The sequence below is a fragment of the Nonomuraea sp. NPDC005983 genome (assembly GCF_040614375.1).
Taxonomy (GTDB): Bacteria; Actinomycetota; Actinomycetes; order Streptosporangiales; family Streptosporangiaceae; genus Nonomuraea.
Genome location: NZ_JBEXUP010000008.1, coordinates 93,197 through 117,879, shown reverse-complemented (window position 1 = coordinate 117,879; position 24,683 = coordinate 93,197). Strand labels below are relative to the sequence as shown.

17 protein-coding genes and 1 pseudogene are annotated in these 24,683 nt (G+C 71.0%); 12 read left to right on the top strand and 6 right to left on the bottom strand.

Annotation, left to right across the window (positions count from 1 at the left end; translation table 11 throughout):
- Both ABZ297_RS06810 and ABZ297_RS06805 read right to left on the bottom strand, forming a co-directional pair.
- Window positions 1–833 (bottom strand): serine/threonine-protein kinase (locus ABZ297_RS06810; RefSeq protein WP_355340530.1); only part of this gene is annotated, 833 nt, incomplete at its 3' end.
- Window positions 833–2,425, bottom strand: coding sequence for a protein kinase (locus tag ABZ297_RS06805; protein ID WP_355340527.1), 1,593 nt, complete (start codon window positions 2,423–2,425; stop codon window positions 833–835). The genes ABZ297_RS06810 and ABZ297_RS06805, both read right to left, overlap by 1 nt.
- 208 nt (window positions 2,426–2,633) lie before the next feature.
- Here ABZ297_RS06805 and ABZ297_RS06800 point away from each other — a divergent pair, with 208 nt between their 5' ends.
- The gene (locus ABZ297_RS06800) at window positions 2,634–3,929 is read left to right on the top strand and encodes an MFS transporter (protein ID WP_355340525.1); all 1,296 of its coding nucleotides are present in this window, start codon (window positions 2,634–2,636) and stop codon (window positions 3,927–3,929) included.
- Between the two features lie 186 nt (window positions 3,930–4,115).
- Here ABZ297_RS06800 and ABZ297_RS06795 read toward each other — a convergent pair.
- The 4 genes and pseudogenes from ABZ297_RS06795 to ABZ297_RS06780 all read right to left on the bottom strand — a co-directional run.
- A pseudogene (locus ABZ297_RS06795) lies at window positions 4,116–4,724 on the bottom strand (helix-turn-helix domain-containing protein); the annotation flags it as partial.
- 81 nt (window positions 4,725–4,805) lie between these two features.
- On the bottom strand, window positions 4,806–5,639 hold the full coding sequence (locus ABZ297_RS06790; protein WP_355340522.1) for a PmoA family protein: 834 nt from the start codon (window positions 5,637–5,639) through the stop codon (window positions 4,806–4,808).
- Window positions 5,626–6,705 carry a Gfo/Idh/MocA family oxidoreductase gene (locus ABZ297_RS06785; RefSeq protein ID WP_355340519.1) on the bottom strand — a complete coding sequence of 360 codons (1,080 nt, stop codon included), beginning with the start codon at window positions 6,703–6,705 and terminating at the stop codon, window positions 5,626–5,628. Before ABZ297_RS06785 ends, ABZ297_RS06790 begins: the two co-directional genes overlap by 14 nt.
- A 71-nt stretch (window positions 6,706–6,776) precedes the next feature.
- Window positions 6,777–7,901, bottom strand: coding sequence for a GntR family transcriptional regulator (locus ABZ297_RS06780; RefSeq protein WP_355340516.1), 1,125 nt, complete (start codon window positions 7,899–7,901; stop codon window positions 6,777–6,779).
- An 89-nt stretch (window positions 7,902–7,990) separates the two neighbouring features.
- Between ABZ297_RS06780 and ABZ297_RS06775 the strand changes: the two genes are divergently transcribed.
- From ABZ297_RS06775 to ABZ297_RS06725, 11 genes are all read left to right on the top strand, one after another.
- Entirely contained in the window at window positions 7,991–9,598 is a 1,608-nt protein-coding gene (locus tag ABZ297_RS06775; protein WP_355340513.1) for a hypothetical protein, read from the top strand.
- Window positions 9,595–10,884, top strand: coding sequence for an enolase C-terminal domain-like protein (locus tag ABZ297_RS06770; protein ID WP_355340510.1), 1,290 nt, complete (start codon window positions 9,595–9,597; stop codon window positions 10,882–10,884). Before ABZ297_RS06775 ends, ABZ297_RS06770 begins: the two co-directional genes overlap by 4 nt.
- A 118-nt stretch (window positions 10,885–11,002) precedes the next feature.
- Window positions 11,003–12,358 carry an extracellular solute-binding protein gene (locus ABZ297_RS06765; protein ID WP_355340507.1) on the top strand — a complete coding sequence of 452 codons (1,356 nt, stop codon included), beginning with the start codon at window positions 11,003–11,005 and terminating at the stop codon, window positions 12,356–12,358.
- Window positions 12,355–13,263 (top strand): sugar ABC transporter permease, encoded by a 909-nt coding sequence (locus ABZ297_RS06760; protein ID WP_355340504.1) that lies wholly within the window; start codon window positions 12,355–12,357, stop codon window positions 13,261–13,263. The genes ABZ297_RS06765 and ABZ297_RS06760 overlap by 4 nt, the downstream gene beginning before the upstream one ends.
- On the top strand, window positions 13,260–14,111 hold the full coding sequence (locus tag ABZ297_RS06755; protein ID WP_355340501.1) for a carbohydrate ABC transporter permease: 852 nt from the start codon (window positions 13,260–13,262) through the stop codon (window positions 14,109–14,111). The genes ABZ297_RS06760 and ABZ297_RS06755 overlap by 4 nt, the downstream gene beginning before the upstream one ends.
- Window positions 14,108–14,950 (top strand): NAD(P)-dependent oxidoreductase, encoded by an 843-nt coding sequence (locus ABZ297_RS06750; protein ID WP_355340498.1) that lies wholly within the window; start codon window positions 14,108–14,110, stop codon window positions 14,948–14,950. Before ABZ297_RS06755 ends, ABZ297_RS06750 begins: the two co-directional genes overlap by 4 nt.
- A 28-nt stretch (window positions 14,951–14,978) precedes the next feature.
- Window positions 14,979–18,092: a glycosyl hydrolase gene (locus ABZ297_RS06745; RefSeq protein ID WP_355340495.1), complete on the top strand. Its 3,114-nt coding sequence runs from the start codon at window positions 14,979–14,981 to the stop codon at window positions 18,090–18,092.
- Between the two features lie 71 nt (window positions 18,093–18,163).
- Window positions 18,164–19,675 carry a hypothetical protein gene (locus ABZ297_RS06740; RefSeq protein WP_355340493.1) on the top strand — a complete coding sequence of 504 codons (1,512 nt, stop codon included), beginning with the start codon at window positions 18,164–18,166 and terminating at the stop codon, window positions 19,673–19,675.
- Window positions 19,676–19,684: 9 nt separating this feature from the next.
- The gene (locus tag ABZ297_RS06735; protein ID WP_355340490.1) at window positions 19,685–20,389 is read left to right on the top strand and encodes an RraA family protein; all 705 of its coding nucleotides are present in this window, start codon (window positions 19,685–19,687) and stop codon (window positions 20,387–20,389) included.
- Between the two features lie 70 nt (window positions 20,390–20,459).
- The gene (locus ABZ297_RS06730; RefSeq protein ID WP_355340487.1) at window positions 20,460–23,630 is read left to right on the top strand and encodes a hypothetical protein; all 3,171 of its coding nucleotides are present in this window, start codon (window positions 20,460–20,462) and stop codon (window positions 23,628–23,630) included.
- Window positions 23,630–24,661: an oligogalacturonate lyase family protein gene (locus tag ABZ297_RS06725; RefSeq protein ID WP_355340484.1), complete on the top strand. Its 1,032-nt coding sequence runs from the start codon at window positions 23,630–23,632 to the stop codon at window positions 24,659–24,661. The genes ABZ297_RS06730 and ABZ297_RS06725 overlap by 1 nt, the downstream gene beginning before the upstream one ends.
- The last annotated feature ends 22 nt before the right edge of the window (window positions 24,662–24,683 follow it).

Here is a 24,683-nt window from a genome sequence, read left to right as displayed (position 1 = left end):
TGGGAGGGGGCAGGGGAAGGGGCCGGAGGACCGGGGCGGGGCGGGGGCAGGGGAGGCGCCGGCCTGGAGCCGATGAGCCAGAGCAGGACGTCCTGCATGGCGGGCCGCGCGGCCGGATCCTTGGTCAGGCAGGCCAGGACGATCGGCCGCAGCGGCCCCGGCAGATCGCCCAGGTACGGCTCCTCGTTGAGGATGCGGCGGATCACGGCGGGCAGTGAGTCGTTGCCGAACGGTGGCGTCCCCGTCGCGGCGTACACGATCACCGAGGCCCACGCGAACACGTCCACCGCCGGTCCGACCGGTGCGCCGGCGAGCTGCTCGGGAGCCATGTACGCGGGCGTCCCCACGATGCTGCTCGTCACCGTCAGTGCCTGGTCGGCCGTGCGGGCGATGCCGAAGTCGATGACGCGTGGCCCGTCGCGCCCGAGCAGCACGTTGGCCGGTTTGAAGTCGCGGTGCACCACGCCGGCGCGGTGGATGGCGGCCAGCGCGGTCGCGGTCGCCACGGCCAGGCGTTGCAGGTCGGCCCCGGTGTGGCGGCCCGCCTGATGGAGGGAGGGGCCTTCGACGTACTCGGTCACGATGTACGGCCGCCCGCTCAGCGAGGCGTCCAGCACCTGGGCGATGCAGAACGGCTCCACCCGCCGCGCCGCCTCGATCTCCTTGGCGAAGCGGTGGTCGCCCGCCAGCCCGTCCGCGAGCGCCTTGACCGCCACCCGCCGCCCGTCGGGACCCTGGGCCAGGTAGACCACGCCCTGCCCGCCCGCGCCCAGCCGTGCCAGCAGCCGGTACGGACCGATGGCCGGCGGATCCTCGGGCCGGAGCGGGTCCATCACTCGGTCCCGGCCGGGCAGACGGTGAAGTTGAGCGTCCTCGACACCGTGGCGGGCGAGGTCAGGCGGAGCGTGATGGTGTGAGGGCCGTTCGTCTTGATGAGCGGGCCGGTGGCCCTCTGGGTGTGGACGTCCGTGGTGGAACCCTCGGAGCGCATCACGACCTTGCCGTCCAGAATCCATTCGTAGGTGAACGTGGTGCGCAGCTTGGTGCCCTCCACCACGGCGAACGTGATGGTCTGGCCGACCTGGCAGTCCTGGGTGTTGGCCTTTCTGGCGCCCTGGGCGGACAGGGAGGGGATCCTGAACGACGCCCCTGAGGTGGCGGATTTGCTGGGTTTCGCCGTGCGCGTCGGCGGGGCGGAGGCGGTGGACTGCCGCGTCGGCCGTTCGGGCGGTTCGACGGTCGGTTTCCTGGTCGGTCTGGGGGAGGTCGGTTTCCTGGTGCGTTTCGGGCGCGTGGGCGTCGCCGTCGGCTTGGGGTCTTCGTTCGTGGCGATCGCGAGCGACTCCGCGGTCGGGCGCGGCGTCTTGACGATCCATCCGTTCGCGACGCCCCAGACGGCGGTCCCCGCGACCGCCAGGGCCACCGCGCCGGCGGCCCCCGCCACGATCCAGGGCCCGCTCCTGCGCCCCGACCTCCCGGGCGCCGTGGCCATGCCGCCGGAACCGGGTCCCCTACCGACAGGACCGCCGCCATCGAAACCCGGGGCGCCGTACCCGGAGCCGGGGGTGCCGCCCCCAAGCCCTGGACCCGCCGGGCCGCTGCCTCCGAACCCCGCACCGGCCGGGACACCGTTCCCAGGTCTGGGTCTCGGGTCGCCCAGCAGGCGCAGCAGCACGTCCTGCATGGACGGCCGGCGTACCGGATCCTTGGTCAGGCATTCGAGGACGATCGCGCGCAAGGGCTGCGGCAGGTCGCCGAGCCGCGGCTCGTTGTGCAGGACGCGGTTGATCACCGCGGGCAGCGTGTCCTCGCCGAACGGCGGGCTCCCCGTCCCGGCGAACACCATCACCGAGCCCCACGCGAACACGTCGGCCGCGGGCCCGATCGGCGTCCCGGCGAGCTGCTCGGGCGCCATGTACGCGGGCGTCCCCACGATCCCGCTGGCCCCCGACGGCCCCGCCCCGGCCGGCCGCGCGATCCCGAAGTCGATCACCCGCGGCCCGCCCGGCCCCAGCAGCACGTTGGCGGGCTTGAAGTCGCGGTGCACGATCCCCGCCTGATGGACGGCCGCCAGCGCGGTCGCCGTCGCCACGGCCAGACGTTGCAGGTCGGCGCCCGCGTGGCGGCCGGCCTGCTGGAGCGACGGCCCTTCCACGTACTCCGTCACGATGTACGGCCGCCCGCTCCCCGACGCGTCCAGGACCTGGGCGATGCAGAACGGCTCCACCCGCCGCGCCGCCTCGATCTCCTTGGCGAAACGCTCGTCGGCCCGCCCTTCGCGCAGCACCTTCACCGCGACGGGGCGGCCGTCCGGCCCCTGGCCCAGATAGACGATCCCCTGCCCGCCCGCGCCCAGCCGCCCAAGGAGCCGGTACGGCCCCACGGCGGCGGGATCGCCCTCCCGGAGGGGCTCGGCGGACGGCATGACACTCCAGTGTCGGAACTATGGATCTTCAGCACCATAGCGGGAAGGTCGTGATGATGTCCGTTATATGGTCATGAGCCCTGGACGGTGGCAAGGCCGAACTGCGGATCTACGGCGAACGCGGCGAGATCCGCACGGTGCAGATCCCTCCCAGCGACGCGGAGGTGCACTGACAGAAGATGTCAGTGAACCTCCGGACACTGGTGCCATGATCCTCAGCCGCCACCCCCGCCGGGCCGAGGGGCTGCTCGTGTCCGCTGCCTTCGCGACCGCCCTTGGGAACAATGTCCAGCTCATCGTCGGTGCGCTGCTCATGATCAGGGAGCAGCAGACCATGATGGCCGTCGGCTGGCTCTTCATCGCCGTCGCAGGTCCGCAGGCGCTGCTGTCGCCCTTCTTCGGACGGCTGGCCGACCGCTTCGACCGGCGGACCCTGTGGATCGGCTGCGATGTCACCAGTGCGGCGCTGGCCCTCGGGCTGCCGCTGTGGCTGGCCTTCGGTGGTGCCCCGGGGCCCGGGATCTACAGCGCCAATCTGGGGCTGGCCATCGTCAGCGCCCTGTTCTTTCCGGCCAGCTCCGCGCTGATCAAGGAACGGGTTCCGGCGGACCGGCTGCGGCGGTTCAACGCCCGCTACGAGATGGGGACCCAGGCGGGGATGCTGCTGTCGGCGACGGTCGGCGGGCTGTCCGCCCAGGCGTTCGGCGCCGTGCCGCTGCTGGTGTTCAACGCCGGGACCTTCATGGTCTCGGCGCTCTGCGTCGCCGCGATGGGGCGCCGCCCGTACCGGGCGCCGGCCGCCGCCGGGGAGCAGGCGCCGGTCCCGGCAGCGCCGCGCGGGCCGCTGCGTGTGCGCCGCTTCATCCTGCTCTACGCCCAGGGGAGCGTGGTCGTCACGGTCTTCAACGCGCTGCTGCCCACTGCCGTCATCGGCGAACTCCACCTGGGTGCGGCAACGTTCGGCGCCGTGGACGCCCTCGGGTGCCTCGGCTTCCTGGCGGCCACCGGCGCCTACCGGATCGTCAGCAGACGCAATCCGGACCTTCGCATCGCCGTCGTGGGCTTTCTGCTGTGCAATGTGGGCCTGGTGCTGCAGAGCCAGTTCGGGATCGCCGGCTACCTCGTCGGGGTGCCGCTGGGTGCGTTCTTCTTCGGGCAGGCCAGGATCGCCTCCCGCACCATGCTGATGGCCTCGGTCGACGATGCCTCGGTGGGCAGGGCCTTCGGGCTCGCGAACGGTGGCGGGCTGGCGGCCACGGTCGGGGGGATGTTCCTGGTCGCGACGGTCACCGACCACAGTGACACGCGCTACGGCTTCGCGGTCCTCGCCGCCCTTGCGCTGCTGGCGACCCTGTCCGCCGGGCTGCTGCTGAGGGCGCCGGCCTCCGCCCGGCCGTACGCATCCGCCGGCGCTGCAGAGGCTTCGAGGACGCGGACCCGTGCCGCGTCCAGGCGATCTGGCAGCGCGGACAGCAGCGCCGGAGCAGTCCGGACGGAGGCTTGAAGCCGCGGCCTGCGGGCGTCGTGGGCGGTGAGGTGGTTCCGCCAGTGGGCCGCCAGGTCGAAGCCGTCCTCCCCGACGACCGAGCGGAGGATCGACGAGGCCCGGTGAGCCGGTCATTCCAGGGCCGGGTTCGGGCTTCGGGACCCTATCGGCGTTCCTGATTGACGCAGTCCACGAACACCGTCGTCAGGCCTCGGGAATGCCGAACTCGGCACGGTCGGCTTCGATCAGGTCGTCCAGAAGTGCGACGGTGGCGGCGGCCAGATCGCCGACGGCGGCGTCGGAGGCTTGGGACTCGCCCTCGAACGCGCGCTGGACGGTTCGCGCGAGAAGGTCCGCCCGCTGCTCGGCGCCGTCCACGGGCGAAGCGTCCTCGGCCCCCAGGAAGCCCTCGAAGGTCGCCTGGTAGGCGTAGCCGACCTCATCGACGCTCAGGTCGTCGCGCAGCAGACCGTGCTGGGCGAGCAACCGGAGGTATCCGTTCAGCATCGTGCTGTGCCGGTCATCGCGGCCGGTGTCGGGCGAGCTGGTCAGCTTGCCGAGCAGATCGGGGTCACCCAGCAGGAAGCTGCGCAGCAGCGGTCGGTTCGCGATCGCCAGGAAGTAGGCGTGCGCGAAGCGATGCAGCAGGCACACCCGCGGATCCTGTCGCAATGCCTGGCGTAGCTCGTCCATCGCGTAGAGGACCTCGCGCGCGAACACCACGCTGAACAGCTGCTCGCGGGTCCTCCAGTGCAGGTAGACGGTGCCCTTGCCGATGCCGGCCCCGGCGGCCACGTCGTCGATGGTCACCCGCCGGTAGCCGTGGCCCTTCCGGGCGCGTTCGCGCCGCGCTTGGCGGCGCTCGTCGCGTGCCGGTGCGGACCCACGGGACGTTCAGGCGCCGCCCAGGTAGTCCTCGATCCGGTCGCGTCCCCAGGCTCCGGTGGCGATGACGAGCCGGTAGCTGCGCGAGATGCTCTCCCCGCGGCCGAGGGTGAACTCCCGGTGGAAGGCCCACGACGGGTTCACCGCAGCGAACTGGTTGCTGCGGACGAACCAGTCGCAGTCCTCCGTGGGCACGAACACCAGCGTCGAGTCCCGGTCCACCTCGTCGTGCCGGCCGTGGAAGGCCAGCCACCGCGCCTTGGCGCCCATCAGATCCTCCCCGCCGCGCCCATCGGGCGCCAGGACCTCGCCCCCGGTGAACGAGCGCGGGCCGCGCCAGAACAGCCCGCTGTACCCGGCCAGCGGGCGCCCGTGCGTGGTCGGGCTGCCGAAGGCCAGCGGCTCCTCCCGCAGGCCGGTCAGCTCGGTGTGCCAGTGCAGCTCCCACGAACCGTTCTCCGGGTCAACCGCGCGGACGGCGATCTCCCGCAGCTCCCGCACCCACTCCTCGCCGCCGGAGCTGCGCCAGGTCAGCGTGCCCCGCAGCCCGTCGGAGCGCACCGACAGGTCGTCGTGGCGCATCGTGCCGTTGTTGTCGAGTTGCACGTACCCCTGCTCGTGCAGGTAGGTGCCGCCGCCCCAGAAGTTCTGCCCCGACACGTGCGAGGCGGTCATCTGCAGCCCCTTGTGCCAGCGGTGGTCGTGCGGCCGGTAGACCGTCACCACGTCGCCGGCCAGCGTCCGCAGCGGGTGGATGTAGGGCTTGGGCGACTCGGTGGGTTCGGGGTCCGGCTCGTCGACGTAGCGCAGCAGCTCGACGCCGTACCGGTCAAAGGAGATCACTGCGGCCTCCGTGCATGCTCTCGTAGAAGGGGTCGCCAGGGCCGATCTCCCCAGACCGTACGCTCTGCCCGGTCAGCGCCGCCTTGTACATCGCGGTGATCAGCTCCAGCGACCGGCGGCCGTCCTGTCCGCTCGCCCGCGGCCGCCGCCCGGCCCGCAGGTCCGCCACCAGCCCGCGTAGCTGTACCAGGTGTGAACTGGGCACGTCCTCGGCCGGCGGTACCCACGCCTTCTCGCTCGCGTGCGGCGCCGGGGTGAACGTCCAGTCCGCGTTGGCGTAGCCGTACAGGTGCGACAGCTCCAGCGTGCCGTCGGCCAGGTCGATGCGGATGTGGCTGACCTGGCGCGGCGCCAGCGAGGTGTTGACCACGGTGGCCATCGCCCCGCTCGCGAAGCGCACCAGCGCTGTGGTCACGTCGTCGGTGTCGATGTCGCGCGCGAGCCTGCCCGCCATCGCGCGCACCTCGGTCCACTCGCCCAGCAGCTCCAGCATCAGATCCATCTGATGGATGCCGAGCCCCATGGCCGGCCCGCCGCCCTCGGTGGCCCACTTGCCGCGCCAGGGCACCGCGTAGTAGTCCGGGTCGCGGTACCAGGTCGTCTGGCAGTGCGCCACGTACGGCGTGCCGAGCGCCCCCGTGGAGATCAGCTGCCGCGCGTGCCGCGCCGCCGAGCCGAAGCGCTGCTGGAAGACGATCGCCGCGTACGGCCCGCCGTCCCGCTCGCCCGCGGTCATCGCGTCGTACTCGGCCAGCGACAGGCACGGCGGCTTCTCGCACCACACCCACGCCCCGCTCCGCAGCGCCGCCGCCACCTGCGTGGCGTGCAGCGCCGGCGGGCTGGCGATCGCCACCAGATCCGGCCTGACCTCGGCCAGTGCCCCCTCCAGGTCGGCCGAGTGGTACGGCAGGCCCCAGCTCTCCGCGAACGCGGCGGCGAGCTCGGCCGTGGCGTCGACCACGGCCACCACCTCCATCTGGCCGGACAGCTGGCGGAAGGCGGGCATGTGGGCGACGCGGGCGATCTGTCCGCCGCCGACGATGGCGACGCGCAGGGGAGATGACACACTGCCTCCAGTGACGGAAAGCGCTTACCGGGCACGTTAACCCGTCAGGGGAAGGGTGGGCAAGGGAGGGCTCAGGCGGACTCGGCCGCGACCACGCGAAGGTAGGCCGAGGCGCTCTCCCGCGTCCTGATCTCGATGGGGAGCACCACGTGCTCGACCTCGAGGGGCTGCCCCGCCCGGTCGATGCGCTCAGCCAGCAGGCGCATCGCCCGCTCGCCCATCTCCCTGGACGGCAGGTGGGCGGCGGCCACGGTCAGGGGGAGCAGGTCGAAGGGGCCGGCGTCGTCCATGCCGGCCAGCTCGACCTGCCCGGGCACCTCGACGCCCATCGCGGTCAGGTCCGTCGCCGCGTGCGCCAGCACGTAACCGTTGGCGCACAGCAGCACGGTCGGCGGCTGCGCCCGGTCGAGCAGCCCGGCCAGCATCTCGCGGCGGCGCTCGTCGGGCAGGCGCAGGTAGGTGGTCAACGCGGTCAGCTCGGGCGCGATCGGGATACCGTGCTCGCGCAGCGACTGCACGTGCCCGGTGAGGCGCTCCTGCACGCTGGTGCAGTCGGTGGCGTCCCACAGCGCGGTGATCCGCCGGTGCCCCTGCCCGATCAGGTACTCCGTCAGCCGGTAGCCGACCGCGTAGTTGTCGAACAGGACCGCGTCGCTGGGGACCTCCGGGTAGTAGCGGTCGAGCATGACCACCGGCACCCCGCGCGACCTCAGCTCGGACAGCGCCGGGGAGTCGGGGTGGGAGTCCACCGGGTAGAGGGCGACGCCGCCGGCATGGGTGTCGAGCGCCTGGCGCAGCGCCTTCTCCTGCAGGGCGGCAGAGCCCTTGGTGTTCGACAGGAACATCCGGTAGCCCAGCTCGGCGCAGACCGACTCGATGCCGTCGATGATGTCGGAGTTGTGCGGGCCGTGACCGTGCATGATGTAGGCGATCGAGCGCTCCCTGGCCGCCGGAGGGGAAGCCTGCCGCTCGGCCACGAACGTGCCGCGGCCGCGCTGCCGTACCAGATAGCCCTCGGTGACGAGCTCGTTGAGCGCGCGGACCGCGGTCGTGGTGCTCACGCCGAAGCGCTCGCAGACCTCGCGCTGGCTGATGAACGGCTCGTCGGGGACGTACTCCCCGCGCGAGATCGCGGCGACCAGATCCCGCTTCACCTGCTGGTAGAGCGGCTCCTGGATGTCGCCCGTCTCGGTCATCGCGCCCCCTGTGTCCAAGTGTGTAATCGTTGACACGTTAACACGCTAAGACTAACGTCGGGCGACATTCGGCGAAAGGAACCGTTCAGGTGAACCTTGAGACGTTCTTGAGAACGCAGGACGAGCGCTACGACCTTGACGTGGGGCTGCCCTGGCGCCTCTCGCGAACCAACGGATACCACACCAGGCTCCCGGCGGGCACCCGCGTCCACGACACGCGCGAGTCGACCGACTACGCGCTCGCGCTGCTGCAGGCCGGGCGCGAGGATCGGGCCAGGCAGGTGCTGGGCGCGATCGTCGACCTCCAGGTGGCCGACCCGCTCGACGAGCACTACGGCCTGTGGGGCTATTTCCTGGAGGAGCCCCCCGCGCACATGGGCCCCGCCGACTGGAACTGGGCCGACTTCATCGGCGTACGGCTGGCCCAGGTGCTGGCCGTGCACGGTGACGTGCTGGAGGGCCGGGTGGCCGAGGCGCTGCGGCACGCGGCGATGTCGATCTTCCGGCGGAACGTGGGTCCCCGTTACACCAACATCGCCATGCTCGGTGCGGTGACCGCGGCGGCGGCGGGGGAGCTGCTGGGCGAGGAGTTCCTGCTGGACTACGCGCGGCGCAGGCTGGTGGCGCTGGAGGGGCAGGGCCGCTTCGCCGAGTACAACTCGCCCGCCTACAGCCCCTTCCTGCTGGAGATCGCCGAGCGGGCGGCGCTGATCGTGCGGGATCCCGAGGTGCGGGCGATCGTCGAGCGGCTGCGCGTGCGAGTGTGGGAAACGCTGGCCGAGCGCTTCCACCCGGGCACCGGGCAGCTGGCCGGGCCGCACGCCAGGGCCTACGACGACTGGTTGCGCCCGGCGCTGGTGTCCTACCTGGCGCAGCAGACCGGGGCGCCGCTGGCCGTCAGGCCGGGGGTGGCGGACTCCGACGAGACGCCGAGGCTGTTTCCGCCGCTGCCCTGCCCGCCGGAGATCGCCGCGCGGTTCAACACGCTGAGGTCGGATCCGGCCGAGGTGGTGACCACCTTCGACGACGGCGTCACCGGGACCACGTGGCTCACCCGGGAGGCCTGCCTGGGCAGCGTGAACGAGGAGTTCGCGTGGACGCAGCGGCGACCCCTGCTGGGGTACTGGCGCACGGCCGAGGATCCGGCCGTGGTGCTGCGCGTCCGGATGCTGCACAACGGGCACGACCTGTCGGCCGCCTGGTGCCGCCAGGCCCAGGACGGGCCGCGGGCGCTGTCGGGGTGGTGGCTCAGCTACGACTCCGGCGACTTCCATCCAAACCTGGACAAGCCCGTCGACTCCCTCTTTGAGATGGAGGAGCTGCGGCTGCGGGTGTCGTTGAAGGGGGTCGGCGTGACCGGCAAGTCCCTGGGCGACGGGGCCTTCGCGCTGTCGGCGGGGGAGCGGAGCGCGCTCGTGCACACCGCGCCCGCGTCGTTTCTGGGCGTCGAGGCCGAGTGGAACCTGGTCGAGGAGGTCGGCGAGGTCGCCGCCGAGGCGGTGCTCTACCGCGGGCCGCGCCGGCCGGTCGACTTCCACGAGGCAGTGCTGAAGGCCGCCCTGGCGGTCGAGCTCGTCACCGGCCCCGCAGCCGCCCGGAGCCGCCTGACGGCCGAGCCGGTGCCCGGCGGCATCCGCTGGAGCTGGGACGGTCTGGCCGTGACAACCCCCGACCACCCGACGAGGTTCCCCGCATGACCGCTCTCACGACACCGCGTGAGCCGTACGCCGTGATGCTCGAGACCCAGGCCCCCTGGGCCGCGCGGGACGGGCTGCGCATCACCCGGGTACGGCCTGTCGTCACGGCCCCGGAGGGCATCCCGCTGGTGGTCGTGCGGGTCGACACCTCCGACGACGGCCTCTACGGGCTGGGGTGCGCCACGTTCACCCAGCGCTTCCACGCCGTGGCCGCCGCCGTCGAACACCACGTGGCGCCCATGCTGGTCGGCAGGCACCCGGCCGACATCGAGGACATCACCCGGATGATCCACCTGTCGTCCTACTGGCGCGGCGGCCCGGTACTCAACAACGCGCTGTCCGGCGTGGACATGGCGCTGTGGGACATCGCGGGCAAGCGCGCGGGTATGCCGGTCTACGAGCTGCTCGGCGGCCAGGTGAGAGCCGCCGCCCCGCTCTACATCCACGCCGGCCAGGCCACGGTCGAGGAGACCCTCGACCAGGCCGGGCAGTTGATGCGGGAGGGGTACCGCAACATCCGGCTCCAGGTCGGCCAGCCGGGCATCGGCACGTACGGCGCGCCGGGGAGACGCGGGGGTTACCCGGAGTCCCCCCACCCCGACGGGTGGGACGTCGGGCACTACCTCCGCACGACGCCCGAGCTGTTCGCCCGGGCCAGGCAGGAGCTCGGCGGCGAGGTCGGCCTGTTGCACGACGTGCACAGCCGCCTCACGCCCAAGGAGGCGATCCTGCTGGCGAGGTCGCTCGAGGAGCACCGGCTGTTCTTCCTGGAGGACGTGGTCGCCCCCGAGCACTACGACCGCCTGCCCGAGGTGCGGGCCGCCTCGCCGGTGCCTATCGCGGTCGGTGAGCTGCTCGTCAGCGTCCAGGACGCGGCCAGGCTCGTCCTCAACCAGAGCGTGGACCTGCTGCGCTGCCACATCTCGGCCATCGGGGGCCTCACCCCGGCCCGCAAGCTGGCGGCCCTGTGCGAGCTGACCGGCGTACGCACCGCCTGGCACTCCCCGGGCGACGTCTCGCCCGTGGGCGTGGCGGCCAACCTCGCCCTGGACCTCACCACGCCCGCCTTCGGCATTCAGGAGGCGCACGTGTACCCGGACGCGGTGTGCGAGGTGTTCCCCGGTACGCCCAACCCGGTCAACGGGCACCTCCACCCCTCCGGCGCCCCCGGCTGGGGCGTCGACCTCGACGAGCGCCTGGCGGCGAAGTATCCGCCTGTCACGCACCTGCACGAGCGCTGGGCCGCCGGCGTCCGGCGCCCCGACGGCGGCCTGGAGGCACCATAGTTGACGCGTTAACTCGGCGGATTTCATCCACGTTACCGATCCGTGCTTTACACGTTAACGCGTTATATATAGCGTTCGTTTCGACTCGCATGGACCCCCCGGCATGAATGGAGTCCCGATGAAGGCAACCCTGGCGAAAGGCACCGCGGGACTGCTCCTGCTGGCAGCCGCGGCCTGCGGCGCAGACGCCAAGAGTGGCGACGGCAAGATCGAGATCACCGTCTCCGGCATGCCGCCGAGTACCCAGGCGGCAAGCCAGAAGGACTTCCTGAAGTACGTGGCCGAGTTCGAGAAGGCCAACCCCAACATCAAGCTCAAGCCGACCGACGCGCAGTACGACGTCAAGACGTTCGCCGCGCGCCTGGCCGCCGGGCAGCTGGAGACGGTCTTCCGCGTCCCGCTCACCGACCCGCAGGCGCTGCTCAAGCGCCGCCAGATCGCGGACATCACCGGCGAGATGAACTCCGTCCAGCACGGCTCGGACTTCGACAAGCGCATCCTGGCCCCCGCGACAGGCCCCGACGGCAAGATCTACGGCCTGCCGACCGAGGCCTACGCCGCAGGGCTGGTCTACAACCGCAAGCTGTTCGACGAGGCCGGGCTCGACCCCGACAAGCCGCCCACCACCTGGGACGAGGTCAGGAAGGACGCCAAGATCATCGCCGAGAAGACCGGCGTGCCCGGCTTCGGCATGCACTCCACGACCAACACCGGCGGCTGGATGCTCACCACGCTCACCTACGCCTTCGGCGGCCGGATGGAGAAGCCCGAAGGCGACAGGCAGGTGGTGGCCTTCCAGGAAGGGCCCACGCTGCAGGCGCTCAGCCTGCTCAAGGCCATGCGCTGGGAAGACGACTCGATGGGCGCCCAGCAGCTGCGCAACCAGGACGACCTGCTGCGCGACTTCGCGGGCGGCAAGGTCGCGATGATGATGGGCGCGCCCAACCTGTTCTCCAGCTTCAAGACCAAGTTCGGCGGCGACGCCGAGATCTATGGCCAGGCCGCGCTCCCGCTCGGCCCCGGCGGCGGCACGCTGCTCGGCGGCACCGTGGCCGTCGTCAGCCCGAAGGCCACCCCGGAGCAGCGGGCGGCCGCGGTCAAGTGGATCGACTACTACTACCTGCGGCCCAAGTACGATCCGGCGCCGGCCTCCGAGCGGACCAAGAAGAAGGCGGCCGACAATCTGCCCGCGGGCGTGCCCCAGCTGCCCTTCTACGACGAGGCCATCTCCGGCCCCGTCATCCAGGCCGAGCGCGCCGACTCCAACGTGCCGCTGAAGAACTTCGACTCCTACGTCACCACCGTCGGCAAGCAGGAGTTCGTCGTCGAGCCGCCGGTCGCCGGGCAGGAGCTCTACGCCGCGCTGGACTCCGTGGTGCAGGCCGTACTGACCAGGAAGGACGCCGACCCGGCGACGGAGCTGAAGGCGGCGGCGGAGAAGGTGACGCCGATCCTCGACAGGTCCCAGCGGTGACGGCGGTCCTGGAACGACCTGCCACGAGCAGCAGGAGCAGCAGGAGCAAGGCGAGGAGGAAGCGGTCGTTCGCCACGGCGTTCTTCCTGGCGCCGATGGTGCTCGTGTTCGCCTGCTTCTCCTGGTGGCCGATCATCAAGAGCGCACTCCTGGCCTTTCAGCAGACGAACCTGGTCGACCCGGCGCAGTTCGTGGCGCTGGAGAACTTCTCCAACCTGTTCGCCGACCCGCTGCTGGGCATCGCGGTGCGCAACACGATCTGGTTCACCGCGCTGGCGCTGATCTTCGGTTTCCCCGTGCCGGTGTTCCTGGCGGTGGTGATGTCGGAACTGCGCCGCGGCGGCGGGCTCTTCCGGGTACTGGTCTACCTGCCGGTCGCGGTGCCGCCCGTGGTGGCGGTGCTGCTGTGGAAGTGGTTCTACAACGCCGACTACGGCCTGTTCAACAGCGTCCTCGGCGTGAAGCTGCCCTGGCTGCAGGACACGAACTGGGCGATGCCGTCGCTGGTGCTCGAAGCCACCTGGGCGGGTGCCGGCGGCACCGTGCTGATCTACATCGCGGCACTCACCGCGGTGCCGAACGAGCTGTACGAGGCGGCCGAGAGCGACGGCGCGTCCATCTGGCGGCGCATCTGGCACATCACGCTGCCACAGCTGCGCGGGGTGCTGCTGCTCATGCTGCTGCTGCAGATCATCGGCACCTTCCAGGTGTTCACCGAGCCGTTCGTGATGACCGACGGCGGCCCGGAGGACTCTACGGTGACCGTTCTGCTGCTGATCTACCGCTACGCGTTCGTCTACGGCGACTACGGCATGGCAGCCGCGCTGTCGGTGCTGCTGGCCGTTGTGCTGGGCGTGCTGTCGGCGGTGTACCTGCGGGCGACGAGGACCTGGAGCGCGTCATGAGCCTGATCTCGGAGTTCGACCGCAAGCGTCCCGTGGTCCGGGCCGCGCTGGGCTCGACCCAGTTCGCGGTCTTCGTCGGCGTCGTCATCGTCGGCCTCGGGCCGATCCTGTGGACGATCAAGGGCGCGCTGTCGCCCACCCAGGAGCTGATCAAGGACCCGCTCCGGCCGTGGCCCTCGAACCCGGCCTGGCCGGTGCTCGGCAAGGCCTGGAGCGAGCTGCGCATCGGCCACTTCCTGCTCAACACCGTGATCCTGGCCGGCGGGTCGTGGCTGGTACAGCTCGTGGTCTGCCTCATGGGCGCCTACGCGCTGTCGGTGCTGCGGCCCAGGGCGGGCCGGATCATCTACGGCGCGGTGCTGGCCACGCTGTTCCTGCCGGGCAGCGTGTCGCTGGTCGCGCTCTACCTGACCGTGCTCGACCTGCACATCGACAACACCTTGTGGTCCGTGTGGCTGCCCGCCGGCGCCCACGCCTTCACCGTGCTGCTGATGAAGCGCTTCTTCGACGGCATCCCGCGCGAGCTGTTCGGGGCGGCCCAGGTCGACGGCGCAGGACCGTGGCGGCTGTTCTGGCAGATCCTGCTGCCCATGTCCAAGCCGATCATCGCGGTCGTGTCGCTGCTGACGCTGATGGGTGCGTGGAAGGAGTTCCTGTGGCCGATGGTGGCCCTCTCCGACACCGAAGCCCATCCCATATCCGTGGCGCTGCCCAGGCTGGCCGAGTTCGCCGAGGAGAACACGGTCATCGCCGGGATGTTCATGGCGCTGATGCCACCCGTGCTGGTGTTCATCGTCTTCCAGAAGTACATCGTGCGCGGCGTGGGATTCACAGGAGTCAAGGGTTGAAACGCATTCTCGTCACCGGCGCGAGCGGGCTCATCGGCCGGGCGGTCCTCGCCCACTGCGCGCAGCAGGGCGTGCCCGTCACGGCGCTGGTCATGGACGACCCCGGCGACCTCAAGGCCGACAGGGTCGTGGTGGGCGACGCCGGGGATCCCCAGGTCGTACGGCTGGCGCTGCGCGACGTGGAGGCCGTCATCCACCTGGCCGCCATCCCGAGCCCCACCGACCACCCACCCCTGGAGGTGTACGGCAACAACACCCGCGCCACGTTCACCGTCCTGCAGGAGGCCGGCAGGGCCGGCGTCCGGCGGGCCGTCACGGCCAGCAGCCTGTGCGTCCTCGGCCTGCCGTTCTCCCCGCACCCGGTGGCCCCCGTCTACGTCCCGGTCGACGAGCTCCATCCGCTGCAGATCGCCGACCCCTACGGGCTGTCGAAGGAGGCCGACGAGGCCACCGCCCGGATGGCGGCCAGGCTGTTCGGGATGACCGTGGTGGCGCTGCGGCTGCCGTTCGTGGGCGATCCCGGCGACCGGCTGCACGACCGCGCCGCCGAGTTCGCCGCCGACCCGTCCGACGGCGCCAGGGAGCTGTGGGCCTACCTCGACTCTCGCGACGCCGCCCGCGCCTTCTGGCTGTCGATCACCCGCCCGCTGACCGGCGCCTCCGTGATGTTCGTGGCGGCGCCCGACACCCTGGCCCTCCAGCCCACCGAAGATCTGCTGGACCGCTACTTTCCCGGCCTTCCCCGGCGCTCCGTGCTGCCGGGCCGTGCCGTACCGCTCGATCTGACATTCGCCCGGCTGGTGCTGGGCTTCGAGGCGGCACACCCTTACCCGGTCTGATGACCTCCGGCAGAGAGGATCACCGCCCATGCGATCCCGCCTGTTACTACTCTTCGCAATCTTCGCATCACTGTTCGTCGCGACGCCCGCGCGTGCCACCGATCTGGTCATCGACCAGACGGCGGCTCCCGCCTCGGCCGTCGCCGTCTTCGGCAAGACCCTGGAGAAGTCCGGCATCGCGGCCGTCGACGCCAGCCCCGGCAGCGACGACCCCGCCGTCAACGTCAAGACATACGGCGGGCGGGACTGCTGGGAGATCGGCCCCGGCCGCCCGAGCCAGTACATCTACCTCACCCTCGATCCCGCCTTCAAGAAGCCGTACGCCGCCGTGGACATCGACTACTTCGACGGCCCGAGCGGCAAGTTCGCCCTCGTCTACGACGCCGGTGGGTCCGACATCTGGCGCGAGACCAACAGCGTCCCGCTGACCGGCAGCAACACCTGGAAGACCGCGCACTTCTTCATCACCGACGGCGCCTTCGCCGGCGGGCAGTACGGCCGGGACATGCGGATCGCCACCTGGGCCAACGGCATGGGCGGCAGCCCGGCGCCGATCTGCGCGGCCCGCCTGGCCTTCACCCCTTCGCCCTTCGCCACCGAGGACACCCAGGTCAAGGTCACCACCACGGGCAACCTGTTCAAGCCCGGCACCCGGGCCACCTTCGGCGTGCTCAGCGCCAAGGACGACACGGTGCCTTGGACCGTACGCGGCTACGACGGTGCGAGGGTCGCCGACGGGGAGGTCACCGTGGACGCCGCCACCCGCGAAGGCGCGATCGACGCGGGCACGCTGCCCGCCGGCTACTACACGATCGCCGTCGGCCGGCGCACCACGGGCTTCGCCGTCGCCGGCGACGTCGAGGCCGACGCGGGATCGATGTTCGGCGTCAACCACCACCCCAGGCTCGCCGCCGGCGTCGCCTGGGATGACACCGCCTCCCTGGCCGCCCGCGCGGGCATCGGGAACGTCCGCGTCGACCTGGTCTACTGGAACACCGTCGAGAGGCCCAAGGGCGAGTACCACTTCAACGAGACCCACGACCGCTACATCGCCGACCTGAACACCCGTGGCCAGCGCCCGCTGCTCTTCCTCGGCCTCGGCAACGGCGACTACGGCGGCATCCCCAGCCGGTCCGAGCACTACGAAGCCTTCCGCAAGTACGCCGAGGCCGTCGCCGAGCACGTCAAGGGCAAGGTCAGCGCGCTGGAGCTGTGGAACGAGTACTACGGCGGCTTCAGCAGCGGCGTCTGCTCCCAGAGCGCCAAGTGCTACGCCAAGCTCCTGGAGGCCGCCTGGAACGGCGTACGCGTCGCCGACCCCGACGTGCCCGTCATCGGCGGATCCTCCTTCAAGGTGCCGCTCGACTGGTGGGAGGAGCTCTTCCAGCTCGGGGGGCTCAAGCACATGAACGCCGTCGCCGTCCACCCCTACCGGGCGCCCGGCGCCCCCGAGGGGCTCGGCCTCGACCTCGACGGGCTCAAGGCGCTGATGCGCAAGTACAACGACGGCAAGGAGATCCCGATCTGGGTCACCGAGCAGGGCTGGAGCTCGGCCACCGCCAAGGGCGTCGGCGTCAGCGAGAACACCCAGGCCGAGTCCGTCGCCCGCGCCCTCATCGAGGCCAAGGCCAACGGGGTCGCCAAGTACTTCCTCTACGACCTGGTCAACGACGGCACCTCGTCCGATAACAGCGAGCACAACTTCGGCCTGCTGCGCGCCCCCGACCCCGCGGCCACCGGACTGACCGTCAAGCCGTCCTACCTGGCCTACGCCACCGCGGCCCGCGAGCTGGCCGGCGCCTACCGCGACGCGCTCGACACCGGCGACCCGGCCCTGCACGCGGCCCGCTTCGACGCCAGCACGGCGCTGTGGACCAGCGACCGCACGGCCAGGCAGGTCAAGCTGCGCGCCGACGGCCCGGTCACGGTCGCCGACATGCTCGGCGCCGAGCACACGCTGACGCCCGTGGGCGGCTGGATCCACCTCACGCTCACCGGCGCGCCGCTCTACGTCCGCGCCGACGTCCGCAAGGTCCACCCCGACCCCCTTGTACGGCTCTCCGCCCCCGCCCGGGTCGCCGCGGGCACCACGATCCCGGTCGAGGTCACCGCCGACGGGGGCGCCAAGGTGTCCTTCGACGGCGGCACCCTCGCGGAGGTCCCGGGCACCCGTACCCTGACCGGAAAGATCACGATCCGCGGGGTCGTGGCCGGTCTGGCGACCGTCCAGGTCGAGGTGGTCCCCGCGCCCGTCGAGGTCAACGTCCGGCCCGGCGACGGCACCCTGCGCATCGAGGTCGCCAACCGCTCCGGACGGCCTGCCACGGTGTCGGCCGTGGACTGGACGTTCGGCGACGCCCGCGGCACCGTGGACGCGGACGCACCCCTGGACCCGCTGACCTCGAAGACCTTCGAAGCCGACGTGCCCGGCCAGACGCCCTTCGCGGTCAAGCCGGTCACCGTCACCGCCCGCCTCGGCGACGGCACCACCGCCCAGGACGCCGACGCCTTCGGCATCAGCCCGATCAAGCGCGCCACGCCGCGCCTGCGCGGCGGCAGGCTCGAAGGCCTCGACGACGTCCCGGTCGTCGACCTGGCCACGGTCGGCACGTACAACAAGATCAACGCGGACGTGGCCGACGGCGACCTGTGGGCCACGTGGGACCGGCGCAACCTCTACGTCTCGGCCGTGGTCCACGAGCCCACCCACAAGGTGGCGGCCCGCAACGAGTGGCTGCCCGCGGGAGACAGCATCGGCATCGGCCTGCAACCCGGGCAGCCCGGCGAGGGCCTGGGCAGGTGGGGCGCCGAGTGGTACATGCTCTACGCCGGTGAGCAGGGCGTGTTCGTCGAGTCGCTGCCCCGCGAGTACGGCGTCGGGCCGATGCCGGGCGCCAAGGTCGAGGTGGCCCGCGACGAGGCCGCCAAGACCACCACGTACCTGATCGCCATCCCGTGGGACAAGGTCAGGCCGCTCTCACCCGACCGGCCCGACTTCTCCCTCACTCTTACGGTCAACAAGAACGACGGGCAGCCCAGGGACAACTACCGCTCGCTCGGCCTGGCGGGATGGCAGAGCTGGGGCGACGGCCTCAACAACTGGAAGCTCGTCCAGTACCAGCAGGTGAGGCTGGTCCGGTGATCCGCGTCCTGGCGGCCCTGCTGCCCCTCGTGCTCTGTTCCGCTCCTGCGCCCTACCTCTCGTATCCCGAAATGTCCGGAGATGTTCGGCATGCCATGCCGGACATCTCCGGACGGCACGCCGCCTCCAGCGGCTACCTGGGGGCGGCGGGTACGGGGCGCATGGCGGCCGGGCCGTTCACCCTCGTGGTGACGTCGCCGAGCCTGGTGTTCACACGCGGGACGGGGCCGATAGCGATCGGCTCCACCGCGGCCTCGATCAGCTACCGCATCGCCGACGAGAAGAACGCCACCGTCCGGACCGGCACCCGATGGATGTCGTCCAGCAGCTCCACAATCCCCATCGACGACCTCGAACCCGGCTACTACACCTTGTCCATGCACGCGGGCGCCGCCGACCCGACCGACATGACCACGTCGTTCGCGGTGATCGAGCCGGTGCCCGCCATGGGCGCGGAGGCGCCCTACGGAGCGTCCGTGCACATCGGCCGGGCCGGCTGGCCGTTGGCCGTACTCGAGGACGCCCGCAAGGCGGGGATCAGCCACATCAGGGAGGACGCTTGGTGGAACAGGTTCGAGACCGGCAAGGGCGTCTACACCTTCCCGGCGAGCTTCACCGCAGAGGTGGAGCGGGCGCAGGCGCTCGGGCTGACGCCGCTGTTCATCGCCGACGGCGCCAACCCCCTCTACGACGCAGGGCGCACCCCCAGCAGCCCGGAGGGCATCGCGGCGTTCGGCAAGTTCGCCGCCGCGCTGCTGGCCCGCTACGGTGAGGACAACGTCGAGGTGCTCAACGAGTACAACGCCCGCACGTTCAACACCAGCGCGTGCGGCACCACCCCGGTCTGCTACCTCGACGTGCTCAAAGGCGTCGCGGCAGCGGTCGGGCCGGAGGCCAACGTGGTCGCCCCTGCCACGATCGGCATCTCCAACTGCTCGGGCTGCTTCGCGCCGACCCTGGCCGGGCTCGGCGGCCTCGACAACCTCGACGCCTACAGTGTCCACCCCTACCACTACCCCGGCGGGCCGGAGTGGATGGCCGGGTCAGGCGACACGATCGCCGGGCTCCGACAGACCGTCCAGGGCAAGCCGATCTACCTCACCGAGATGGGCTGGCCCACCGACACCGGCCACGGCACCACCGAGCTGCAGCAGGCAGACAACCTCATCCGGTTGTACGCGGTGACCGGGGCCCTCGGCGTCACACGCATCTACTGGTACGACCTGGTCAACGACGGATCCGACCCGGCCAACCCCGAGCACAACTTCGGCATGATGCGCCAGCCGGTCGCCACCGACCTGGTCACCGTCACGGCCAACGCCCCGAAACCGGCGCTGGTCGCCCAGGCGGTGACCGCCCGGATGATCGGCGCCAAACCCTACCTCGGCAACGACGGTGTCGCGCTGCCGGTCCGGTCGGCCCGCTTCGGCGACACCCGGGTGCTGTGGTCCACCACCTCGGCCACGATCACGCTCACCGGGGACGGTCCGATCACCGTGGTCGACGCCTACGGCAGGGCGTCCACGCACGCCTCGCCGTACACGCTGACGCTCGGCCCTACACCCGTCTTCGTCCGCACCTAGAGGAGCCCCGTGCTGCGTCTCAAACGCTGGAACACCCCGACCGTCTACAACGGCTGGGAACAGATCACCGGCCACGACATCGCCTTCCACCAGGAGGAGAGCCGCGACTTCATGCCTCAGATGGGCTCCATGGTGGGGCGGGCCGTGACGGTGGTCGTCGAGCCGAGCAACCCGGCGCACCCGGCGGGAGTGTGGACCGAGTACCGCCGGTACGTGGCCTCCGTCGACGGACCCAAGATCGTGGTCGTCCAGGACCTGGACAAGCCCCGCACGGTCGGCTCCTTCTGGGGGGAGGTCAACAGCAACGCCCACCGCGCGCTCGGCTGCGTCGGCACGATCACCGACGGCGCGATCCGCGACCTCGACGAGATGACCGACGCCGGGTTCAAGGCCCTGGCCAGGCGGCTGTGCGTCGGCCACGCCCACGTCAGGCCCGTCCGCTGGGGTGTGCCCGTCGAGGTGTTCGGCCAGACGATCCGGCCGGGTCAGCTGGTCCACGCCGACAAGCATGGCTTCCTCGCGATCCCGTCCGAGGACGAGGAGCGCCTACTGGAGGCGGCCGCCTTCATGGACGCCAACGAGTGCCAGACCGTCATCCCCGCTGCCCGGCGGGCCGGCAGGTCGATCGAGGAGGTGATCGAGGACCTGGACAGGGCCGGCAAGGCCTTCGCCGAGGCCGCCCGCGAGCGGTTCGGCGGGACGGGCGAATGGTGACACGGACACCGCGGGCCGCCCGCGCGACGACGAAGAGGGCGGGCGGCCCGCGCACGAGAAGGGATCTCGTATGAGCAACACTGTAAAACGGGCACTGGCCGGTGGGTTACGCCGGATCGTCGTGCTCGCCGCGATCGCGCTGACGAGCGGGCTGGTGAGCGCGGTACCCGCGTACGCCGCCGCCCCGGCGGCCAGCGCCACGCTCGGCGCCGACCCCGTCTACACGGGCATCGTCAAGGCCTGGCCGGGCGACGCCGACAAGAGCCCCGCCACGGTCACGACCGAGAAGGCCGGCGTGTCGTGCTGGCAGACCATGGGCACGCCGTACGACCGCTATGTCTACGTGGACGTGGCCGACGCCTCGATCCCGGCGGGCGCGACTACGGCCTGGGTCGTGGTCCGCTACTACGACGCCGGACCCGTCGGCGTGGACATTCACTACGACGCGACCAACGGCGCCTTCCAGGGCAGCGCCAACCTCGCGCTGACCGGGACGAACGCCTGGAAGACCGGCGAGTTCCAGCTCAACAACATCAACTTCAAGAACCGGACCAACGGCGCCGACCTCCGCCTCAACGTCAAGGCGGACGCCACGGCCATGCCCAGCATCTGCTTCTCCAAGGTCGAGGTCTACTTCACCGACCCCGGCCAGCTCACCGTGACCAACCAGTCGCTGGTGTTCACCCAGGGGCAGAACGCCCTGACCTTCGCCTCCGGGGCCGACCAGATCGCCTGGACGATCGGCGACCCGGCCGGGGTGCCGATCCGCTCCGGCACGCTGCCCGTCAACGACGGCAAGGCGAGCCTGGACATCTCCACGCTCAGTCCGGGCTACTACACGCTGACCGCCTCGACCGAGCTGACCACCAGGACGACCTCCTTCGGCGTGGTCACGCCGCTGGCAGCCAAGGACCCCTGGTTCGCCGTCGCCATGCACTACGGCTGGCAGGCCGCCACCGAGGCCGCCATGCTCGAGACCGCGAGCCGCATCGGGTGGAGCGAGACCCGCTCCGACTCCGGCTGGAGCGCGGTGGAGAAGCAGCCGGGGGTCTACGACTTCACGGCCTACGCCTTCGACAAGGGGCACGCCACGGCCGCGCGGTACGGGATAACCTCGATGCCGATCCTCGGCTACCGCAACACGCTCTACGACGGCGGCAAGACGCCGAGCACCCCCGAGGGCCTGGCGGCCTTCGGCAGGTACGGCGCGGCCACGTCGCAGAAGTACGGCGGCGACATCTCCGTCTACAACGAGTTCAACTCCACCGGGTTCAACGACGGGGCCTGCGGCATCACCGCGCAGTGCTACTACAACATGGTCAAGGCCGTCTATCCGCTCATCCACCAGGCCAACCCGTCCGCCAACGTGGTCGGTCCCACCTCGGCCGGTACCCAGCCGGCCTGGCACGACGACTTCATCGCCAAGGGAGGGCTGGACTACCTCGACACCTTCAGCGTGAACTTCTACGGCTACACCAACAACGGGCCGGGCACGCCGCCGGAGCAGACCGTCCTGGTCACCGAGTTCCCGCAGCTCGTGCAGAAGGTCAAGGCCAAGAAGAACATGCCGGTGTGGGTGAGCGAGAACGGCTGGCCCACCCACACCGCCGGGTCCACCGAGGCCCAGCAGGCCGACTTCGTCATCAGGGCGCAGGTCCTGGCAAGGATCGCGGGCGCGTCGAAGTACTTCTGGTACGACATCCTCGACGACGGCGACAACCCTGGCGAGCGCGAGCACCGCTTCGGCCAGTTCCGGCGGCCCGTCTCCGGCGTCGCGGCCCCGTCGCCCAAGCCCGCGGCGATCTCCCAGGCCGTGCTCATCCGCCAGCTGGCCGGCCACACCCTGGGCGCCCGGCAGGACCTGGGCGACGCCGAGGTGTACTCCTACCCGATCAGCGGCGGCAGCCGCGTGCTGTGGGCCACCCAGGCGCGCTCGGTCACGCTGAACGCCACTGGCAACATCACGCTCACCGACCAGTTCGGCGCGGCGACCACGCTCAGCCCGCAGGCCGGCAAGGTCCGCCTCGACCTCGACGGCAGCCCCGTCTTCGTCGCCGGGCCTGTCACGTCGGTCAAGGTCGAGGCTTCGCCGCTGTCGGTGGGCACGCCCGAGCAGTCGGTCACGGGCGAGAAGCTGTCGGTCACCGTCACCGCCGACCGCACCACGGGCGCCAAGCTGCCCGGCACCGTGGACGTCGCGGCCGGTGACGTCCATGCCATACTCACCACGCGGAAGGGGCAGAAGACCTCCGTCACGCTGGAGCTCCCGGCCGCCCCCGTAACCGGCAAGCGGGCGGTGACCGCCACCGTGGCCTCCGACGGGGGCAAGCTGGCCCGGCTCAGAACCGAGACCAGCGTGGTCAGGCCGTACACCGTCAAGGGCCGCCCGGCCATCGAGGGCAAGAAGCTCAAGATCACGATCACCAACAACAGCCCGGCCACGGCCTTCAAGCCGGGCCCGGTGGGCTGGCGGCTCGGCTCCTGGCAGGGCACGATCGCCGATCCGCCCGAGGTCGCCCCGAAGTCCTCGGCCGATGTGGAGGCTGCGGTGCCGGACGTCAAGCCGTACGTCTCCTACGCCTACACCGTCGCGACCGGGAACGCGCTGGAGAGCGGGTCGATGAGCTACACCCAGATCGAGCCCGCGAACGCCGCCACTCTCGACCCCGTCGACCTCAGCACGCTGGGGAACTGGGTGAGCCTGCGCGGTGGCACCCGCACAGGCCCGGACGACCTGTCGGGCACCGTCCGCTTCACCCACACGCCAGAGGCGCTGGTGCTGGACGCCGTGATCATCGACGACGTCCACAACGCCAACCGCACCGACCCGGCGCTGGCCTGGCAGGTGGACTCGATCCAGTTCGACATCTATTCGGCCTTCCCCAGCGAGCTGACCGGCACCCGTGTGGAGGTCGGCGCCGCCCTACTGCCGAGCGGCCCTATCGCCTACACCTGGAGTCCGCCGCCGGGCCAGCAGACGGGCTCCACCCCCGGTGCCAACATCGCGATAAATCGCGATGAAACAGCGAAAACTACGAAATATCACCTAGCGGTGCCGTGGCGGTCGCTCGGCTTCGACGCCCCGCCCAAGCAGGTCATCGGCCTGTCGTTCCTGGTGAACGACGCCGACGCGGCGACCGGCAGCGACGCCCGCGACGGCTACCTGGAGTGGGGGAGCGGCGTCGGCGGCGCCCCCAAGAACCCTGCCCTGTTCCGCTCGGCCCAGCTGATAGGAGTCTGATGTCCACGGGCACGCACCTGACCTACCCGCACGCCAACGGCTTCCACGACGGCCGCCTCGTGCTCTCGCGCTACCGGACGGGCGCGGGCGCCACCGCCATCGTGGTCCGGGAGGGAACTGGCGAGCACCTCGTCGCGGAGGTCGCGCCGCGCCGGGACGGTCAGGTGCGGCCCGTCTACCCCGACGTGGCCCGCCACACCGGCCGCGTGGCGTGGATCTGGGACGACGCCCTGTACGTCGCCGACGAGCCGGGCTGCGCCGAGCGCGTCTTCACACCGGACACGCTCGGGCTCGTCACGCGAGGGCCGGGTCTTGCCTTGCAAGACCTCACGAGCATCAGCGCCGACGGCGCTCACGTCCTGCTCATGGTCGAGCACGGTGACCAGCGCACCTGCCTGCGTTTCGACCTGGCGACCGGCACCACCACCGAGCTGTTCACCAAGCCCTGGTTCGCCAACCACCCGCACCACAGCCCCTTCGACGAATCCTGGGTGGCTTTCGCCCACGAGGGCCCGGCGACCGCGACGCCCGACCGGGTGTGGGCGTGGCACGACGGCCAGACCAGGCAGATCCTGGACCAGCACGAGATCTCCGACCTGCCAGGACAGTTCGTCGCCGTCGGCCACGAACGCTGGCTCCACCACGACCTCGGCGCCGCCGTGATCGCCTACGGCGAGAGCAAGGCCGGCCCCCGCGGCCTCTACCTGGTCTATCCCGACAGGCCGCCCCGGCTGGTCGCCCGGGGCGAGCGGCACTGGCACTGCGACGTCAGTCGCGACGGCCGCTGGGCGGTCGTGGACACCACCGGCCCCGCCGACCGCCCCGGCCGGGGCTGGCAGGACGCGGGCGACGTCTCCGACGTGCTGCTGATCGCGGTTGCCACCGGCGAGCAGGTACGGCTGGCCAGGACACGAGCCGCCTCCCACCCCTTCCATCCGCATCCCGTCTTCACCCCCGAGGGTGACGCCGTCCTGTTCAACCACCTGGACGCGGACGGCACGATCTCCGTTTCGAGGAGCCCCGTCCCATGAAACGCCGCACGTTCCAGTGATC

Coding starts and splice junctions, on each gene's coding strand:
- ABZ297_RS06805 (WP_355340527.1), bottom strand. CDS start 2,425: ATGCCGTCCGCCGAGCCCCTCCGGGAGGGCGATCCCGCCGCCGTGGGG.
- ABZ297_RS06800 (WP_355340525.1), top strand. CDS start 2,634: ATGATCCTCAGCCGCCACCCCCGCCGGGCCGAGGGGCTGCTCGTGTCC.
- ABZ297_RS06780 (WP_355340516.1), bottom strand. CDS start 7,901: ATGACCGAGACGGGCGACATCCAGGAGCCGCTCTACCAGCAGGTGAAG.
- ABZ297_RS06770 (WP_355340510.1), top strand. CDS start 9,595: ATGACCGCTCTCACGACACCGCGTGAGCCGTACGCCGTGATGCTCGAG.
- ABZ297_RS06765 (WP_355340507.1), top strand. CDS start 11,003: ATGAAGGCAACCCTGGCGAAAGGCACCGCGGGACTGCTCCTGCTGGCA.
- ABZ297_RS06755 (WP_355340501.1), top strand. CDS start 13,260: ATGAGCCTGATCTCGGAGTTCGACCGCAAGCGTCCCGTGGTCCGGGCC.
- ABZ297_RS06745 (WP_355340495.1), top strand. CDS start 14,979: ATGCGATCCCGCCTGTTACTACTCTTCGCAATCTTCGCATCACTGTTC.
- ABZ297_RS06740 (WP_355340493.1), top strand. CDS start 18,164: ATGTCCGGAGATGTTCGGCATGCCATGCCGGACATCTCCGGACGGCAC.
- ABZ297_RS06730 (WP_355340487.1), top strand. CDS start 20,460: ATGAGCAACACTGTAAAACGGGCACTGGCCGGTGGGTTACGCCGGATC.
- ABZ297_RS06725 (WP_355340484.1), top strand. CDS start 23,630: ATGTCCACGGGCACGCACCTGACCTACCCGCACGCCAACGGCTTCCAC.